Origin of the sequence: Burkholderia sp. IMCC1007 (assembly GCF_027257875.1) — a bacterium.
GTDB lineage: Bacteria > Pseudomonadota > Gammaproteobacteria > Burkholderiales > Burkholderiaceae > Burkholderia.
The window spans coordinates 49,010-64,311 of the sequence record NZ_JAPVQY010000020.1; the positions used below are offsets into that span (position 1 = coordinate 49,010).

The 15,302-nt window shown below is 66.5% G+C and carries 20 protein-coding genes and 1 riboswitch; of the genes, 10 read left to right on the forward strand and 10 right to left on the reverse strand.

The window, feature by feature from the left end; translation table 11 throughout:
- Positions 1–12 precede the first annotated feature (12 nt).
- Entirely contained in the window at positions 13–816 is an 804-nt protein-coding gene (locus tag O1Q03_RS18775) for an EAL domain-containing protein (RefSeq protein ID WP_269505328.1), read from the forward strand.
- A gap of 215 nt (positions 817–1,031) precedes the next feature.
- Here the strand turns inward: O1Q03_RS18775 and O1Q03_RS18780 are convergent, their stop codons facing one another.
- Positions 1,032–1,442 carry a GFA family protein gene (locus O1Q03_RS18780; protein WP_269505329.1) on the reverse strand — a complete coding sequence of 137 codons (411 nt, stop codon included), beginning with the start codon at positions 1,440–1,442 and terminating at the stop codon, positions 1,032–1,034.
- A 141-nt stretch (positions 1,443–1,583) separates the two neighbouring features.
- Complete coding sequence (locus O1Q03_RS18785) at positions 1,584–2,375, reverse strand: IclR family transcriptional regulator (RefSeq protein ID WP_269505331.1); 792 nt, start codon at positions 2,373–2,375, stop codon at positions 1,584–1,586.
- A 266-nt stretch (positions 2,376–2,641) separates the two neighbouring features.
- On the opposite strand from O1Q03_RS18785, the gene O1Q03_RS18790 reads away from it, so the two are divergent.
- Positions 2,642–3,829: an acyl-CoA dehydrogenase gene (locus O1Q03_RS18790; RefSeq protein WP_269505332.1), complete on the forward strand. Its 1,188-nt coding sequence runs from the start codon at positions 2,642–2,644 to the stop codon at positions 3,827–3,829.
- A gap of 159 nt (positions 3,830–3,988) precedes the next feature.
- Here the strand turns inward: O1Q03_RS18790 and O1Q03_RS18795 are convergent, their stop codons facing one another.
- Entirely contained in the window at positions 3,989–4,627 is a 639-nt protein-coding gene (locus O1Q03_RS18795; protein WP_269505333.1) for a peroxiredoxin, read from the reverse strand.
- Between the two features lie 314 nt (positions 4,628–4,941).
- Here O1Q03_RS18795 and O1Q03_RS18800 point away from each other — a divergent pair, with 314 nt between their 5' ends.
- The 3 genes from O1Q03_RS18800 to O1Q03_RS18810 all read left to right on the forward strand — a co-directional run bounded on the left by O1Q03_RS18800 (position 4,942) and on the right by O1Q03_RS18810 (position 6,246).
- Complete coding sequence (locus O1Q03_RS18800) at positions 4,942–5,244, forward strand: DUF883 family protein (RefSeq protein ID WP_269505389.1); 303 nt, start codon at positions 4,942–4,944, stop codon at positions 5,242–5,244.
- 125 nt (positions 5,245–5,369) lie between these two features.
- Entirely contained in the window at positions 5,370–5,759 is a 390-nt protein-coding gene (locus tag O1Q03_RS18805; RefSeq protein ID WP_269505334.1) for a phage holin family protein, read from the forward strand.
- Positions 5,760–5,802: 43 nt separating this feature from the next.
- On the forward strand, positions 5,803–6,246 hold the full coding sequence (locus O1Q03_RS18810; RefSeq protein ID WP_269505335.1) for a DUF3318 domain-containing protein: 444 nt from the start codon (positions 5,803–5,805) through the stop codon (positions 6,244–6,246).
- A 106-nt stretch (positions 6,247–6,352) separates the two neighbouring features.
- Here the strand turns inward: O1Q03_RS18810 and O1Q03_RS18815 are convergent, their stop codons facing one another.
- The 7 genes from O1Q03_RS18815 to glyA all read right to left on the reverse strand — a co-directional run bounded on the left by O1Q03_RS18815 (position 6,353) and on the right by glyA (position 11,162).
- Entirely contained in the window at positions 6,353–6,805 is a 453-nt protein-coding gene (locus tag O1Q03_RS18815; RefSeq protein ID WP_269505336.1) for a type IV pilin protein, read from the reverse strand.
- Positions 6,802–7,347: a hypothetical protein gene (locus tag O1Q03_RS18820; protein ID WP_442865812.1), complete on the reverse strand. Its 546-nt coding sequence runs from the start codon at positions 7,345–7,347 to the stop codon at positions 6,802–6,804. Before O1Q03_RS18820 ends, O1Q03_RS18815 begins: the two co-directional genes overlap by 4 nt.
- Before the next feature lie 110 nt (positions 7,348–7,457).
- Positions 7,458–8,297 carry a PilW family protein gene (locus O1Q03_RS18825; RefSeq protein ID WP_269505337.1) on the reverse strand — a complete coding sequence of 280 codons (840 nt, stop codon included), beginning with the start codon at positions 8,295–8,297 and terminating at the stop codon, positions 7,458–7,460.
- Positions 8,281–8,691: a hypothetical protein gene (locus O1Q03_RS18830; protein ID WP_269505391.1), complete on the reverse strand. Its 411-nt coding sequence runs from the start codon at positions 8,689–8,691 to the stop codon at positions 8,281–8,283. The genes O1Q03_RS18825 and O1Q03_RS18830 overlap by 17 nt, the downstream gene beginning before the upstream one ends.
- A gap of 20 nt (positions 8,692–8,711) precedes the next feature.
- Entirely contained in the window at positions 8,712–9,275 is a 564-nt protein-coding gene (locus tag O1Q03_RS18835) for a GspH/FimT family pseudopilin (RefSeq protein ID WP_269505392.1), read from the reverse strand.
- Positions 9,276–9,428: 153 nt separating this feature from the next.
- Complete coding sequence (gene nrdR, locus O1Q03_RS18840; protein ID WP_006754597.1) at positions 9,429–9,908, reverse strand: transcriptional regulator NrdR; 480 nt, start codon at positions 9,906–9,908, stop codon at positions 9,429–9,431.
- Between the two features lie 6 nt (positions 9,909–9,914).
- A complete protein-coding gene (gene glyA / locus O1Q03_RS18845; RefSeq protein WP_269505341.1) occupies positions 9,915–11,162 on the reverse strand; it encodes a serine hydroxymethyltransferase in 1,248 nt (415 codons plus the stop codon).
- A 137-nt stretch (positions 11,163–11,299) separates the two neighbouring features.
- A riboswitch (ZMP/ZTP riboswitch) is annotated at positions 11,300–11,400 on the reverse strand.
- 180 nt (positions 11,401–11,580) lie between these two features.
- On the opposite strand from glyA, the gene O1Q03_RS18850 reads away from it, so the two are divergent.
- From O1Q03_RS18850 to tolA, 5 genes are all read left to right on the forward strand, one after another.
- The gene (locus O1Q03_RS18850; protein WP_269505342.1) at positions 11,581–12,327 is read left to right on the forward strand and encodes an SDR family oxidoreductase; all 747 of its coding nucleotides are present in this window, start codon (positions 11,581–11,583) and stop codon (positions 12,325–12,327) included.
- A 108-nt stretch (positions 12,328–12,435) separates the two neighbouring features.
- Positions 12,436–12,921: a tol-pal system-associated acyl-CoA thioesterase gene (ybgC, locus tag O1Q03_RS18855; protein WP_269505343.1), complete on the forward strand. Its 486-nt coding sequence runs from the start codon at positions 12,436–12,438 to the stop codon at positions 12,919–12,921.
- Between the two features lie 130 nt (positions 12,922–13,051).
- Entirely contained in the window at positions 13,052–13,729 is a 678-nt protein-coding gene (tolQ, locus tag O1Q03_RS18860) for a protein TolQ (protein ID WP_034182824.1), read from the forward strand.
- A gap of 10 nt (positions 13,730–13,739) precedes the next feature.
- Positions 13,740–14,189, forward strand: a complete 450-nt coding sequence (gene tolR / locus O1Q03_RS18865; protein ID WP_269505345.1) for a protein TolR — start codon at positions 13,740–13,742, stop codon at positions 14,187–14,189.
- Positions 14,186–15,262 (forward strand): cell envelope integrity protein TolA, encoded by a 1,077-nt coding sequence (tolA, locus tag O1Q03_RS18870; RefSeq protein WP_269505347.1) that lies wholly within the window; start codon positions 14,186–14,188, stop codon positions 15,260–15,262. Before tolR ends, tolA begins: the two co-directional genes overlap by 4 nt.
- The last annotated feature ends 40 nt before the right edge of the window (positions 15,263–15,302 follow it).

A 15,302-nucleotide genomic window follows, 5' to 3' on the forward strand; every position in this document is an offset into this window, starting at 1 on the left:
CTTTTGACACCGATGATTCCGCCCACCATCCCTGAGCTGGTCGCCCGTGCCGGGCAACTGCCTTACCTAGGGGAGCACCTCGCGCTTGCCGACGGCGGCACCGCGTGCGCGAATCTGCCGGAGCGCACGCTTGCGAGCGCCTACGAGCCGATCTACGACGTGACGATGCCCGGTTCGCCGCAGTCGACGTCGTTCGCCGACGCAATCGAGCGCTACGGCGACGAACTCGGTTTCCAGGCCGTCACGCTGGTTACGGGCAGCCCGCACGACCCGGTCGACTCGGCCGTCGACGACCAGACGCTGGTGGCGATCGACCGGCTGTCGCGCGCGCTGCACGCCATCAACTTCTTCGGCGCGCAGCGCCACGGGCTGTTGTTCCTGCGCGTGCACGAGCGGCTGCTCAAGAGCGTGAAGTACGACCACGGCAAGCATTTCTCGTCGGTGCTGCAGCGCTTCGGGCTGCCGGCCGACCGGATCGTGATCGAGCTGCCGGCGGTCGCGGTCGCGCACAAGACCTTCCTCGGGTATCTCACGCGCAGCTACCAGCATCACGGCTTCAGGGTCGCCGACAAATTGCCCGACCCGGGCCGGATTCTCGCGGTCGAATCGGAGATGGCGCGGCCCGACTTCATCAAGATGGATGCAGGTATCGCGTTGCGCGACGGGATGGTCAAGGCGCTCGTCGCCTATGCGCAGCGCGCGCGGATTCCGCTGATTTTCGACGGCGTCGTCGACGAGACGCAGTGCGAACTGCTGCGCCAGCACGACGTGCGCTTCATGCAGGGGCCGGTGTTCGCGAAGGTCGTCACGGTCTGATTACGGGAGTGGCACGCAAGCGTGCATGCGTGAGGCGGCGGGCCGGACGGTAGGTTCGACGGCTGGATCGGGATGTCGGTGCGCTTCGTTGCTCACGGCTCGATGTCGGCCGGTTCGTTGGCCGTTACTTGCAACGCCGCGCGCATGTCGAGCCCGCGGTGAGCGCCTGTGCGCGCCGCGCCGCCACCCGCTCGCGGCCACCTGATGACGGCTCGCTAGTCCCTTCCGCCATCGTCGAATTTCGGCAGATCATCGTCGATCTCGATGCCCGGGAAACGATCCCCGTACCACACGTGCCACGCCGGACGCAGACGCGACGGCTCGTCGAGCGTCGCGTAATTGATTTCGACGGTCGTCGGCGCAGCGGCCAGCCGGTATTCGAGCTGCGCACCGCAGCGTCCGCAGAAGCGCCGCTCGCCCCACTCACTCGACGCATAGACCGTCGGCTCGCCCTGCAGGTATTCGAACGCATCGATCGGCACCGATGCCGACGCAACGACCGCCGCGCCGGTGGTGCGCTGGCAGAGCCGGCAGTGGCAGAAGCCGGCGTCGGCCGGCATGCACGCGATCCGGTAGCGGATCGCACCGCATGCGCAACCGCCTTCCATCGTCTCGGGCTGGGACATCGCGAGCCTCGTCGTCGGGATACGGACGAACGATGATGAGCGCGATTCGCGCGCGATTCAACCGGCGCCGGTCGCGCTTTCGTTGTCGCGGCTCGTCATGGCTCGTCATGGCTCGTCATGGTCGTCGCGGCTCGCAGCGGCTCAGGCCGTCGGACCGAGCCGCTGCGCGAGCGCCTTCAGCTTCGGCCCCACCTGCGTGCGGAACACGTCCTCGTCCATCGACGATGCGGGCCCGCTGCAACTGAGAATCAGCCAGCGCCCTTCGCGCGGCTCGCGAAACGGCACGGCCGCCGCATTCACGTCCATATGCCACGCGCGGAACGAATAGCAGCACCCGCCTTCGGAGAACTCGGCTACCGCCTGCTGCGCGGCCGCGACGAGCGCATCCGCGTCGGCCGCGCCGCCGGCCGCGCGGTGCAGGTCCGCATAGAGCGCGCGACGCACGTCTTCCGGCTGCACGGCCAGGTACGCGCGGCCCATCGAGCTCGTCAGCATCGACAGCCGCGAGCCGGGCGCAAGCCCGAGCGTGAGCGCCGTTTCGCTGCGAATGGTCTCCAGATAGATCATGTCGAGCCCGTCGCGGCAACCGAGCGACACGGCCGCGCCGATCTCGCGCGCGAGTGCCTGCATGTGCGGCCGCGCGAGGTCGATCGTCCCCGACCCGGACAGCAGCGCGTAGCCGAGCGACAGCACGCCAGCGTCGAGCGCATACTTTCCGAGCGTTTCGTCGTAGCGCAGGTAGCCGAGCACGGTCAGCGTATAGGCGAGCCGGTTCACGGTCGCCTTCGGCAACCCCGTGCGCTCCGCGAAGTCGCGGTTGCCGAGCATCGTCTCGCCAGGCCGGAATGCGCGCAGCAGGTCGAGCCCGCGCGCGAGCGCCACGACGAACTTGCGTTCGTCGATCATGGTTTCGTCGATGGTTGAAAGCGTCATCTGGTGCTACACTGGGTTCGATTTGCAAAACATTGTTCCGCACAGCGGAACTCTCGTCAAGCAAACTTTAGAGATGGGGCGAGGCAGCGCAGCGCCACCCCGGGACGACCGCAAAGCACGGGATCGGAGTCAGCGCTGCAGCGCCGGCTCTGGCCGACCGCAAAGCATGGCGCCGAGCAGGTGCTGAAGCGCGAACTCTGACCGCCCGCGAAGCAGGGCCGGAGTCAGCGCTGAAGCGCCAACTTCGGCCGACAGGAGATGACACGATGAGTGCTGCAACTTTTCATTGGGACGATCCGCTGCTGCTCGACCAGCAACTGACCGAAGAAGAGCGGATGGTGCGCGATGCCGCGCATGCATACGCGCAGGACAAGCTCGCGCCGCGCGTCACCGAGGCGTTCCGCCATGAACGCACCGACGCCGAAATCTTCCGCGAGATGGGCGAAGTGGGCCTGCTCGGTCCGACGATTCCCGAGGAATACGGCGGCCCCGGCCTCAATTACGTCAGCTACGGGCTGATCGCGCGCGAAGTCGAGCGCGTCGACTCCGGCTACCGCTCGATGATGTCCGTGCAGTCGTCGCTCGTGATGGTGCCGATCTTCGAATTCGGCTCGGACGCGCAGAAGCAAAAATACCTGCCGAAGCTCGCGACCGGCGAATGGATCGGCTGCTTCGGCCTGACCGAGCCGAACCACGGCTCCGACCCGGGCAGCATGGTCACGCGTGCGAAGAAGGTGCCCGGCGGCTACTCGCTGTCCGGCGCGAAGATGTGGATCACGAACTCGCCGATCGCCGACGTGTTCGTCGTGTGGGCGAAGCTCGAGGAAAACGGCAAGGACGCGATCCGCGGGTTCATCCTCGAGAAGGGCTGGAAGGGCCTGTCGGCGCCCGCGATCCACGGCAAGGTCGGGCTGCGTGCGTCGATCACCGGCGAGATCGTCCTCGACGAAGTGTTCGTGCCCGAGGAGAACCTGATGCCGAACGTGAGCGGCCTGCGCGGCCCGTTCACGTGCCTGAACTCGGCGCGCTACGGAATCGCGTGGGGCGCGCTCGGCGCGGCCGAGTCGTGCTGGCACACCGCGCGCCAGTACGTGCTCGATCGCAAGCAGTTCGGCCGGCCGCTCGCCGCGAACCAGCTGATCCAGAAGAAGCTCGCCGACATGCAGACCGAAATCACGCTCGGCCTGCAAGGCGTGCTGCGTCTCGGCCGGATGAAGGACGACGGCACCGCGGCCGTCGAGATCACGTCGATCATGAAGCGCAACTCGTGCGGCAAGGCGCTCGACATCGCACGGCTCGCGCGCGACATGCTCGGCGGCAACGGCATCTCCGACGAATTCGGCGTCGCGCGCCACCTCGTGAACCTCGAAGTGGTCAACACGTACGAAGGCACGCACGACATCCACGCGCTGATCCTCGGCCGCGCGCAGACCGGCATCCAGGCATTCTTCTGATCGATTGATTGCGCGCGACACGCGGGCACGCTACCCCGCCGGCGCCGCTGACGCTGACACTGAAAAGACACGGCCCGCCCGGCATTGCTGCCGGGCGGGCCGTTTTCGTCGGCGCTCGCGCGTGTCATGCGCCGCGCGCCGCCGATGCGCAGCGCATGCTTACTTGTTCGGCTGCGGCGTGAGGCGCAGATACGGACGCACTGCGTTGAAGCCCTTCGGGAAGCGTTTCTTCAGCTCTTCCGGATCCTGCAGCGACGGCACGATCACGACGTCGTCGCCGTCCTTCCAGTTGCCAGGCGTCGCGACTTTGTAATTATCGGTCAGTTGCAGCGAGTCGATCACGCGCAGCACTTCGTCGAAATTGCGACCGGTGCTGGCCGGATACGTGATGATGAGCCGTACCTTCTTGTTGGGATCGATCACGAACAGCGAGCGCACCGTCAGCGTTTCGTTCGCGTTCGGGTGGATCATGTCGTACAACTGCGAAACCTTGCGGTCCGCATCGGCGATGATCGGGAAGCCGACGACCGTCGACTGCGTTTCGTTGATGTCGTTGATCCAGCCTTTGTGCGACTCGACGCCGTCTACCGACAGCGCGATGACCTTCACGTTGCGTTTCTCGAACTCGCCCTTCAGCTTCGCGGTCAGCCCGAGCTCGGTCGTGCACACCGGCGTGTAGTCGGCCGGGTGGGAAAACAAGACGCCCCAGCTGTCGCCGAGCCACTCGTGAAACTTGATCGGGCCCAGGCTCGATTCCTGCTCGAAATCCGGTGCGGTGTCGCCAAGACGCAGACTCATGATGTTCCCTCCTCGAACGATGCTGGTTGAAACCGCGCGCTGTCGGCGCGGGACAGTCCATCAGCTTACGGGAAGCAATGGGACATGCGAACGATTATTCCGTTTGATATTCATACTTTTTTGTCATTTTTGCGCGGTGGTGGAGCGGAACGGACGGCGGCGAGGGAAACTTTTCACGGCGTTTGCGGCTCCGTTGATGATTACGAGTCGTTTACCATGTGGGCTGGCACGGCCGTCGTGCGTCTTCCCGGCTCGCCAGCAAGCAGGCGTTTCGCTACGATGTGAAACTGCATGACAGCATGAAGGGAGTTGCAATGTCGGAAATCAACAAGGAGAAACTGATGTCGGATATCAAAACCGTTCTCGCGGACGCCGAAGACCTGCTCAAGCAAGCCGCGAGCAGCACGGGCGACCGTGCGGCCGAGCTGCGCGAGAAAGCCATGTCGCGTCTGAAGCAGGCCAAGGAAAAGGCAGCCGACGTCCAGGTCGTGGTGGTCGAAAAAGGCAAGAAGGCCGCGCGCGCAACCGACGACTACGTGCACGAGCATCCGTGGACGTCGATCAGCATCGCCGCTGGCCTCGGCGTACTGGTCGGTCTGCTGATCAACCGCAAGTAACGCGTCGATGCCGTTCCACCCGTGCGCCGCCGTGCGGCGGCACATGGGGGGGTGAAGCCAGGCCGGTGGGTCGCCACCGGCCGGCTTTGACTTAGCCGTTCACTGCGCGCGCAAGCGCCTCATCCATGACGACAGACACCAACCCGCAGCCGTCCGGCCACGGGCCGCTGCGCCGCCTCGTCGGCTCCGCGATCGGCCTTCTGCAGACGCGCCTCGAACTGGTGGGCATCGAGCTCGCCGAGGAGAAGGAGCGCCTGCTGGGCGTACTGTTCCTCGGGCTCGCGGCCATGATGCTCGCGACGATGACGCTCATCACCCTGACGGTGCTCATCGCGATCGCGTTCTGGGATACCTATCGCTGGCAGTCGCTGGCGGTGATCACCGCGGTGTACGCCGTGGGCGGCATCGCGTGCGCGCTGAAGGCGCGCTCCGGCCTGCGCGACGCACCGACCGTGTTCGAGGCGACGCTGCACGAACTCGAGAAAGACCGCGACATGTTCCGCGGCAAGCCGTGAACGCATCGGCGTTCGCCCCTCTCACCTACTTCGCCGACGCGCCATGAGCCAGAACGTTACGGGCAATTCACCCCGCTCCCATTCGTCGCGATCGAACTGGAGCGCATCGCAGCATCGCGCGCTGCGCAAGGAGTTGCTGATCCTGCGCTCCGAGGTCGAGCGGCTCGAGCTTGTCGAAGCCGCCGCCGAAGTGCGCCATGCTGTCACGCGCTTCAGCTGGCTGAAGATACTCGTGCCCGGCCTGTCGACCGGCAGGTTCAGCCAGTCCGCCAAGACACTGAACGCGAGCCTTGGCCAACTCGTCAACCAGTATCCGATGCTGAGTTCGCTCGCATCGCTCGTGCTCGCGAAACCCATGCGCTCGCTGCTGCGCGCAAGCGCCGGCCCCGCGTTGAAGTGGGGCACCGTCGGCTTCGCCGCATGGGAGGCGTACCGCATCTGGAAGCAGGCGCGCGCCGAGAGGGGAAGCGCCCCGAACAACGGCTGACACGTGAGGGCGGGTGTGGGTTTGCATGTGCACGGGCGCCATGTGCCGCATGTGCGATGCGTATCTTCGGCACGCGCCTTCTTTGGTATGCGCCTTCGGTACGCGTTCAGCGTACGCCCCAGCATGCCCCATCCTGTCCATCGGCACTGCCGTCGTGCGATCCCGTATTCCCTTTCGTCCCGTCCGAGCGCAGCGTGAATGCGCCGCATCGGTCGTCGCGCATCGGGCCGGTGTCGAGCGGGCGCGCAACGAGTTCGTAGACCACCGAAGCATCGTCGTCGCCCGGGCGGCGTAGTGCCACACGATAGACCGGCTGCCCGTCCGGCGGCGCATGCGCCAGCGTATCCGGCAACGCCTGTGGAGGCGCGCCATCGAGCGTCTCGAGATATTGCGCCGCGCGATACAGCGCGGCAACCGCGGACGCGCGATGCATGCGCGCGACGTGCTCGCGATACGACGGGATTCCCCATCCGGCCAACACCGCGACGATCGCGAGCACGATCATCAGTTCGACCAGCGTGAATGCCGCCGACGAGCGCATGAGCGTGCGCCCTTTCATTGATGCACCGCCGCGACGCGACGCCAGCGCTCTGCAACGATACGGCCGTCACGCAGCGCGACCTGGCTTTGCAGCCAGACCACGCTCGATGCATGGCTGCCGACACCACGTGCAGTGACGAGATACGCGCGACTCCCCGCCGGGCCTGCTCCGCGCCATAGCTCGACCAGACATCGCGGCGGCTGCGCGGCCATCGGCCACGAAGCGAACGGTGCGAACGCGTCGGCGACGCTCAGCGCCGGCGCGCGCCGCCACGCGTCCGGCTCGGCGTGCGCTGCGGCTTCGTCGATGTACGGCGCGGTACCGCGGAGCAATCGTGCGGTGCAAGCGGCCAACGCCGCATCGGCCGCGTGGAACGCAATCAGCCGATCCGACAATGCACGCGCGCGGCGCGACTCCGTCAGCGCGGATTCGAACCATGTGCCGCTCAGCGCCGCGACTGCCGCGCCCACCGCGATCACGGCCGGCAATGCGAGGCCGGCATCGCGGCGCCAGGCTCGGATCGCCGATCGACACCCCGTGTGCCGTTCGCATCGGCTCATGCCTGTGCCGTCCATCACGCATTGCGTGCCACAAGCCGCCATTGCGCCGTTGCGGACATGTGCTGCCGCGCCTTGCATCGCGGGTCCGTTCACACGCTTGTTCGCACGAATCATCGGAACACCTCGTAGGCACGCGCTGCGTCACGGCCGCGCTCGGCCGTCGCGAGCGCGGCGTTTCGCAACGCGACGATCCGATGCAGCACGAGACGCGCGCGACCATCGTGCGCAACGACCGCGCGTCCGTCGCAATCGACATGGCTCGTCGGTTCCCGCATCGGTTCGCCGCGTGCCCGCACGCACACATGCACGGCGACGATTTCGTGCCAGTCGCCGGCACGCATCGCATCTGCATCGATGAACTGCACGTCCGCGTGACGCAGGTAGCGCACGCGCAACTGATCGATCCCGGCCACGACGGGCTGCGGCGTGCCCGGGCGCCCGCTCCCTTCACAGTACAACTCCGGCTCGCCCGTCGACGGACTCACGTGCGCATCGAAGCGGTTCTCGACGAGCGGCCGTTCACCGGCCGTGCCGACACCCTGCCCGAGACAATCCGATACCTGCGCGCCGATCGTCGGCCACGTCGACACGGTATCGCCGACATACCGGATCAGCACCGCATCCGACGCGGCGCGCACGGCCTCGCACCCCACCTGTGCGCCATCGCCTCGCACGCGCGCCGCCGAACAGCCGAACACCGGCGACAACGATGGCGCCCCTTCCACATCGAGCGGACGAAAGCCGGCCATCTGAAGCTGGTGGCCGATCAACGTCAGCGCGGTCGCGGCTGCATCGCGCATCCGGAAGCCGTCCTCGGCGCGCCGCTGTGCGACGCGCTGCGCGTGATACAGCGCGCCGGCAGCGGCAAGCACGAGCAGACCGACGGTCATCGCGACCAGCACCTCGAGCAACGTATGCGCGCGAATGCGGCGATCAGCGTTCATCGGCATCGGCCTCCCGAAACGGAATCCGCACGCACGACGGTGGCCCTGTCGTCACTCCCGCCGCTTCGCATCGCGCCGAAGCGGCAGCGCCGGCGTCGCGCCAGCCGACCACCGCGTACCGTACGTCGCCGGCGCCGGGATCCAGCGTCATTGCGCCGCCCGGCAGCGATGCGGCCACGAGTGCGGCGACGCCATCGTCGGCCGTTGCAGCGACGTGCAGCCGCTCGATCCGCGCATCGGCGAGCCATAGCGCACGCTCGCGCCAGATCGTCGCCCGCTGCATGCGCGCCATCGCGAGCTGGCTGCCGGCCACCGCCAGCATCACGACCGCGAGCAGCGCCACGGCCAGCACCGCTTCGAGCAGCGACGTGCCGCGGGTCGATTCGCGCATGCGCTTCATGCCGTGCTTCATGCCGCACCTCATGCCGCATCGCATCGCCCGGCGACGACGCGCGCGCGACCGCCCGCCGCGATCGGGATACACCGCGACACGCGTGCCGCATCGTCTCCCGTCGACTCACGCTGCGGACGCAATTCGAAACGACGGATGCCGCCGATCACTTGACCGGCAGGCGGCGCAAACGCGAGATCGTGCGCGGCGCCCGCGACAGCGATTTCCGCATCATGTGGATATCGCCGCAGCACGCGCGACTGCCCGTCGAACTGCCCGCTGACGATCCACGCGCACGACCATTCCGCCGGGCCGCAGCGCTCGCCCGAACGCACGCAGGCACCGTCGCCGCCGGCCCTGCACAGCGTGACGCGCACGCCGAGACGCGCGGCCTCCGTGCGCGCGAACGACAACGCGCCGAGCAGCACTCGGGCACGCGCATCGACGCGTTCGCGCATGCGCCACTGATCGAAAGCAGGCGCCGCATAGAGCCCCATCCCGACCACGAGCGCAATCGCGACCATCAGCTCGACGAGCGTGAATCCGCCGCCGCATCGCCTGCCTTTTTCAACTACCTGCCGGTGCCGCCCCATCGCCATCGCCCTCCGCCAACGTGATGCGACGACTGTAGCGACGCGTGCGGACGCGCGCCATTGGCCGAACGGCCGACTGGCGACATGCGATCGCGACCGACACAATCGGCGCGAATCGAACCCAAGGAGAAGGCGATGTACGAACGCAGCGCGTCAGCGCTTACGCGAAGGCTTGGAGGGGGACGCGCGACGGAACTCTTCGATCACGTCGGCAAATTCGGAGACGTCCTCGAACCGGCGATATACCGATGCGAAACGGACATAGGCGATCGTATCGAGGCCGCGCAACTCGTTCATCACGAGTTCGCCGAGCTTCTCGCTACGCACTTCACGCTCGCCGGTCGCGAGCAGTTGATACTCGATGCGGGCGACCGCCGCGTCGATCGCGTCAGCCGCAACCGGCCGCTTGCGCAGCGCGAGTTGCATGCTGGCGACGATCTTGCGACGGTCGAATTCGGTGCGGCTGCCGTCCTTCTTCACGACGGCGGGCAGGTTCAGCTCGACCCGCTCGTAAGTCGTGAAACGCTTGTCGCAAGCCGAGCAGCGACGGCGCCGACGAATCGCGGCGCCATCTTCGGACACGCGCGAGTCGACGACCTGCGTGTCTTCATGCCGGCAGAACGGGCAGCGCATCGTCGATCAGCGATAGACCGGGAAACGCTTGGTCAGCTCGGCCACTTGCGCGCGCACACGCTCGATCGTCGCTGCATCTTCCGGATTCTCGAGCACGTCGGCGATCAGGTTGCCGACCGTCTCGGCTTCCGCCGGGCCGAAACCACGCGTCGTCATCGCCGGCGAACCCAGACGGATGCCGCTGGTCACGAACGGCTTTTCCGGATCGTTCGGGATCGCGTTCTTGTTCACCGTGATGTGCGCCGCGCCGAGTGCCGCTTCCGCTGCCTTGCCCGTGATGTTCTTCGCGCGCAGGTCGACCAGCATCACGTGGCTTTCCGTACGACCCGACACGATGCGCAGGCCGCGCTTGACCAGCGTTTCAGCCAGCACGCGTGCGTTCTCGACCACCTTCTGCTGGTATTCCTTGAATTCCGGCGACAGCGCTTCCTTGAACGCCACTGCCTTGCCGGCGATCACGTGCATCAGCGGGCCGCCCTGGATGCCGGGGAAGATCGCCGAGTTGATCGGCTTCTCGTACTCGGCCTTCATCAGGATCACGCCGCCGCGCGGGCCGCGCAGGCTCTTGTGCGTCGTGGTCGTCACGAAGTCGGCGTGCGGCACCGGGTTCGGGTACACACCGGCTGCGATCAGGCCCGCGTAGTGCGCCATGTCGACCATCAGGTAAGCGCCGACCGACTTAGCGATCTTCGCCAGACGCTCGAAGTCGATCTTCAGTGCAAACGCCGATGCGCCTGCAACGATCAGCTTCGGCTTGTGTTCGTTCGCGAGCTTCTCGGCGGCTTCGTAGTCGATGTCTTCGTTTTCGTTCAGGCCGTAGCTGACGACGTTGAACCACTTGCCCGACATGTTCACCGGCGAGCCGTGCGTCAGGTGACCACCGTGCGCGAGGCTCATGCCCATGATCGTGTCGCCCGGCTTGAGCATCGCGAAGAACACGCCCTGGTTCGCCTGCGAGCCCGAGTTCGGCTGCACGTTCGCGGCTTCCGCGCCGAACAGTTGCTTCACGCGGTCGATCGCCAGTTGCTCGACGATGTCGACGTACTCGCAGCCGCCGTAGTAGCGCTTGCCCGGGTAACCTTCCGCGTACTTGTTCGTGAGCTGCGAACCCTGGGCGGCCATCACGGCCGGGCTCGTGTAGTTTTCCGACGCGATCAGCTCGATGTGGTCTTCCTGGCGGCGGTTTTCCTGCTCGATCGCTGCAAAGAGTTCGGGGTCGACGTTCGCGATGGTGCTTTGGGCTCTGTCAAACATACGGTTTCCGTTAAGTGTGTACAGGTTGACCGGGGCGGCCGAGTACATTGCGCTGCTGGCGGAACCAGCTCGACGTGGCGGAAGAATCCGTATGACGCGAGGCAGGACAGCCACCGGCGATGCACGCAACGGCGCACAACGGCTGCCCAGGCGAACGGCAAAAACGGCGCCCCGCGCTTCACGGTGGGATGCTCCACCTTGAACCCGAAGGGTTCTATCGCCAGTCACGCAGGGGTGATGAGCGCGTTAGTGTATTGGATGCGTCATGAATAGGCAACCGCGCGGCAGCCGCGCCGAAATAATAAGGGCCAGACTCTACGCTCCCGTGCCGGAACGCTTCGCCGTCTTGCCGCGGTGCGGCAATCTCAGTAGGCTTGCGGGATACTATCCGCCACTTTGTTACCGACCAGGAGCAGCAATGATCGTGTTCGTCACAGGCGCGTCCGCCGGCTTCGGCGCCGCCATCGCCCGTGCTTTCGTCAAGGGCGGCCATCGCGTCGTCGCAACCGCGCGCCGCAAGGATCGCCTCGATGCACTCGCCGCAGAACTCGGCGACGCACTGCTGCCGCTCGAACTCGACGTACGCGACCGCGCGGCCGTCGAAGCCGTCCCGGCCGCCCTTCCCGCCGAATTCGCGGCGCTCGACGTGCTCGTCAACAATGCCGGCCTCGCGCTCGGCGTCGAGCCGGCCCAGAAGGCCAGCCTCGACGAGTGGCAGACCATGATCGACACGAACTGCTCGGGCCTCGTCACCGTCACGCACACGCTGCTGCCCGGCATGATCGCCCGCGGTCGCGGCCACATCTTCAATCTCGGCTCGGTTGCCGGCATGTATCCGTACCCGGGCGGGAACGTATACGGCGCGACGAAGGCTTTCGTCCGACAATTCAGCCTGAACCTGCGCGCCGACCTGATCGGCACGCCGTTGCGCGTAACCGACATCGAGCCGGGCCTGTGCGGCGGCACGGAATTCTCGAACGTCCGCTTCCGCGGCGACGATGCGAAGGCAGCCAACGTGTACCAGAACGTCCAGCCGCTCACGGCCGAGGACATCGCCGATACGATCTACTGGATCGCGACGCGCCCCGCTCACGTCAACATCAACACGATCGAGATGATGCCGGTCGCGCAGGCGCCGGCCGGTCTCGCGATCCATCGCGGCTGACGCGCCCGGATACACCGCGGGCCGTGCCTGCGGCGGCCTGCGGTGCAATACGACGTACTACATTCCGTTACGAAACGGTTACGAATCCGGCCTCGCCGTTCCGGTAGAATGCGCGCCATGACTCAGCCTACCCGCTCCCCGGATGCGCCCTCCGGCTTTACCTGGCCGGTGCGCGTGTACTACGAGGATACCGATGCAGGCGGCATCGTTTTCTATGCCAACTACCTGAAGTTCTTCGAGCGCGCCCGCACCGAATGGCTGCGCGCGTGCGGCATCGACCAGCGCCGGCTCGCCGACGACACCGGCGCGATTTTCATCGTCCGCAGCACGTCGCTCGACTACCGCGCACCGGCGCGACTCGACGACGCACTGGCCATCACGAGCCGGCCCGGACGCATCGGCCGCGCATCGGTGGAATTCACGCAGGAAGCATGGCGTGGCAACACGCTGCTCGTCGCCGGACATATCCGCCTCGGCTGCGTCGACCGTACCGGCATTCGGCCCGCGGCGATCCCGCCGGTCGTACTCGACGCGCTGCATCGCGGGCCCGTCACCGACGCCGGGCAGACTGTATTGTCAACGAAGCTCGAATGAGCACCGTTTAGACAAGGCCCATGAACTTGCCTTCCTGAATCGATACTAAGCAAGGTTCGGCGCCAGGCCAGACCGGCGCGCCGCGCCGCACGCGTACCCGGCGCCCCGATGGGACGTTACTCAAACCTCTATGAACACTTCTCAAGACCTGTCGATCATTTCCCTCGTCCTCAACGCGAGCGTGCTGGCCCAGGCCGTGATGGGGCTGCTGCTGCTGCTGTCGCTGATGTCGTGGACCTTCATTTTCCGCAAGTGGTTCGCGATTCGCCGTGCGCGCGCGCAGACCGAACGCTTCGAGCGGGATTTCTGGTCGGGCGGCGACCTGCAGGCGCTGTATCAGAGCGCGGCCAACAACCGCCATACGATCGGCGCGCTCGAGCGGATCTTCGAATCGGGGATGCGCGAATTCCTGAAGGCGAAGGAAAAGCGCCTCAGCGATCCGGGCCTCGTGCTCGACGGTGCGCGTCGCGCGATGCGTGCGTCGTTCCAGCGTGAAATGGACGTGCTCGAAGCGAACCTCGCGTTCCTCGCGTCGGTCGGCTCGGTCAGCCCGTACATCGGTCTGTTCGGCACGGTGTGGGGGATCATGAACTCGTTCCGCGGCCTCGCGAACGTGCAGCAGGCCACGCTCGCGAACGTCGCGCCGGGCATTGCGGAAGCGCTCGTCGCGACCGCAATCGGCCTGTTCGCCGCGATTCCGGCAGTCGTCGCGTACAACCGCTACGCGCACGACATCGACCGCCTCGCGATCCGCTTCGAGACCTTCATCGAAGAGTTCTCGAACATCCTGCAGCGTCAGGCCCAGTAAGGAGCGCGCCATGGCAGGAAGCCCCATTCGATCCAGCATGCGCGGCGGCCGTTCGCGCCGCGCGATGGCCGACATCAACGTCGTGCCGTACATCGACGTGATGCTCGTGCTGCTCGTGATCTTCATGGTCACGGCACCGCTCGTCGCCCCGTCGATCATCAATCTGCCGACCGTCGGCAATGCCGCGCCGCAGGAGCAGACGCCGCCCGTCGTCGTCAACATCAAGGCCGACCGGACGATGAGCGTCAAGTACAAGGGCGACTCCGGCGCGACGCAGGAAGACACGATGACCAAGGGCGAGCTCGACAGCTTCATCGCGTCCCGTCAGGCTGACCATCCCGACCAGCCGGTCGTGATCGCGGCCGACAAGACCGTGCAGTACGATGCCGTCATGACTGTGATGTCGGATCTGAAGGCGCGCGGCGTCAAGCGCGTCGGCCTCCTCGTCAAATCGCAATGAACCGGCAGCAATCCACGCGCGGCAACGCCTACCCGCCTCAGCCTCCTCGCGAGCGCGGCACCTGGCGTGCGTTCGCGCTCGCCGCGCTGATGCATGTGCTGCTGGCGCTGTTTCTCTATCACGGCGTGCAATGGCAGAACAGCACGCCGGCAGGCGCCGAAGCCGAGCTGTGGACTGCGGTGCCCGACGTCCCCACGCCGCGCCCCGTCGTGCCGCCGCCGCCCGCGAAGGTGGCGCCGCCCGCTCCGCCCGTGCGCGACGAGCAGGCCGACATCGCATTGCAGCAGAAGAAGCGGCAGCAGGAAGCGGCCGCGCGTGAAGCGCTGCTCGAGCAGCAGCAGCGCCGCGCGCAGCAACTGAAAAAGCAGGAAGACGAAGCCCGGCGCGCGCAGCTCGCCGCCCAGCAGGCCGCCGCGCTCGCCGCGCAAAAGGCCGCCGAGCGCGAAAAGCAGAAGCAGGCGGACAAGCTGAAGCAACAGCAGCTCGTCGAGCAGCAAAAACTCGAACAGCAGAAGCTTCAACAGCAGAAGCAGGCGCAGCTCGAGGCGCAGCAGGCGGCGAAGGCCAAGGCCGATGCGGCCGCGAAGGCGAAGGCGGAAGCCCAGGCGCAGGCCAAAGCGAAGGCGAAGGCCGAAGCGAAGGCCGAAGCGGCTGCGCGCGCGAAGGCCGAAGCGGCATCGAAGGCGAAGCTCGACCAGGAACGGAACGCACGCCTCGCGCAGATGCAGGGCATGGCAGGCGCCGGTGAAGGCGGCGGCCAGGGCCTCGCGCACAGCGGCACCGGCACGGGTTCCGGTGGCAATGCCGCGTCGCCCGGCTATCCTGACAAGGTGCGCCGCCGCGTGAAGCCGAACATCGTCTGGGGCGGCGAGCGCGCCGGCCTGACGACCGTCGTCGCGATCCGCTGTACGCCATCGGGCGACGTGCTGAGCGTTTCGATCCGCCGTTCGAGCGGAAATTCGGGGTGGGATCAAGCCGTGGTCAATGCGATCCAGGCGTCGGTCCCGTTGCCGCCCGATTCTAACGGTCGTACCCCGCCGGACATTACGATTACCTTCAAGGCGGCGGAGTGAACGCAAAAGCGCTTACACTCCGGGCGTCGCTGTCAGACGG

Excerpts from the sequence above, each read along its gene's own strand:
- O1Q03_RS18825 (WP_269505337.1), bottom strand. The coding sequence starts at position 8,297 with ATGCCGATGAACGCTGATCGCCGCATTCGCGCGCATACGTTGCTCGAG.
- O1Q03_RS18820 (WP_442865812.1), bottom strand. The coding sequence starts at position 7,347 with ATGAGCCGATGCGAACGGCACACGGGGTGTCGATCGGCGATCCGAGCC.
- glyA (WP_269505341.1), bottom strand. The coding sequence starts at position 11,162 with ATGTTTGACAGAGCCCAAAGCACCATCGCGAACGTCGACCCCGAACTC.
- O1Q03_RS18795 (WP_269505333.1), bottom strand. The coding sequence starts at position 4,627 with ATGAGTCTGCGTCTTGGCGACACCGCACCGGATTTCGAGCAGGAATCG.
- O1Q03_RS18805 (WP_269505334.1), top strand. The coding sequence starts at position 5,370 with ATGACGACAGACACCAACCCGCAGCCGTCCGGCCACGGGCCGCTGCGC.
- O1Q03_RS18800 (WP_269505389.1), top strand. The coding sequence starts at position 4,942 with ATGTCGGAAATCAACAAGGAGAAACTGATGTCGGATATCAAAACCGTT.
- O1Q03_RS18785 (WP_269505331.1), bottom strand. The coding sequence starts at position 2,375 with ATGACGCTTTCAACCATCGACGAAACCATGATCGACGAACGCAAGTTC.
- O1Q03_RS18780 (WP_269505329.1), bottom strand. The coding sequence starts at position 1,442 with ATGTCCCAGCCCGAGACGATGGAAGGCGGTTGCGCATGCGGTGCGATC.
- O1Q03_RS18835 (WP_269505392.1), bottom strand. The coding sequence starts at position 9,275 with ATGGGGCGGCACCGGCAGGTAGTTGAAAAAGGCAGGCGATGCGGCGGC.
- O1Q03_RS18775 (WP_269505328.1), top strand. The coding sequence starts at position 13 with ATGATTCCGCCCACCATCCCTGAGCTGGTCGCCCGTGCCGGGCAACTG.
- tolA (WP_269505347.1), top strand. The coding sequence starts at position 14,186 with ATGAACCGGCAGCAATCCACGCGCGGCAACGCCTACCCGCCTCAGCCT.
- nrdR (WP_006754597.1), bottom strand. The coding sequence starts at position 9,908 with ATGCGCTGCCCGTTCTGCCGGCATGAAGACACGCAGGTCGTCGACTCG.
- O1Q03_RS18850 (WP_269505342.1), top strand. The coding sequence starts at position 11,581 with ATGATCGTGTTCGTCACAGGCGCGTCCGCCGGCTTCGGCGCCGCCATC.
- ybgC (WP_269505343.1), top strand. The coding sequence starts at position 12,436 with ATGCGCGCCATGACTCAGCCTACCCGCTCCCCGGATGCGCCCTCCGGC.
- tolQ (WP_034182824.1), top strand. The coding sequence starts at position 13,052 with ATGAACACTTCTCAAGACCTGTCGATCATTTCCCTCGTCCTCAACGCG.
- tolR (WP_269505345.1), top strand. The coding sequence starts at position 13,740 with ATGGCAGGAAGCCCCATTCGATCCAGCATGCGCGGCGGCCGTTCGCGC.
- O1Q03_RS18830 (WP_269505391.1), bottom strand. The coding sequence starts at position 8,691 with ATGAAGCGCATGCGCGAATCGACCCGCGGCACGTCGCTGCTCGAAGCG.
- O1Q03_RS18790 (WP_269505332.1), top strand. The coding sequence starts at position 2,642 with ATGAGTGCTGCAACTTTTCATTGGGACGATCCGCTGCTGCTCGACCAG.
- O1Q03_RS18810 (WP_269505335.1), top strand. The coding sequence starts at position 5,803 with ATGAGCCAGAACGTTACGGGCAATTCACCCCGCTCCCATTCGTCGCGA.
- O1Q03_RS18815 (WP_269505336.1), bottom strand. The coding sequence starts at position 6,805 with ATGAAAGGGCGCACGCTCATGCGCTCGTCGGCGGCATTCACGCTGGTC.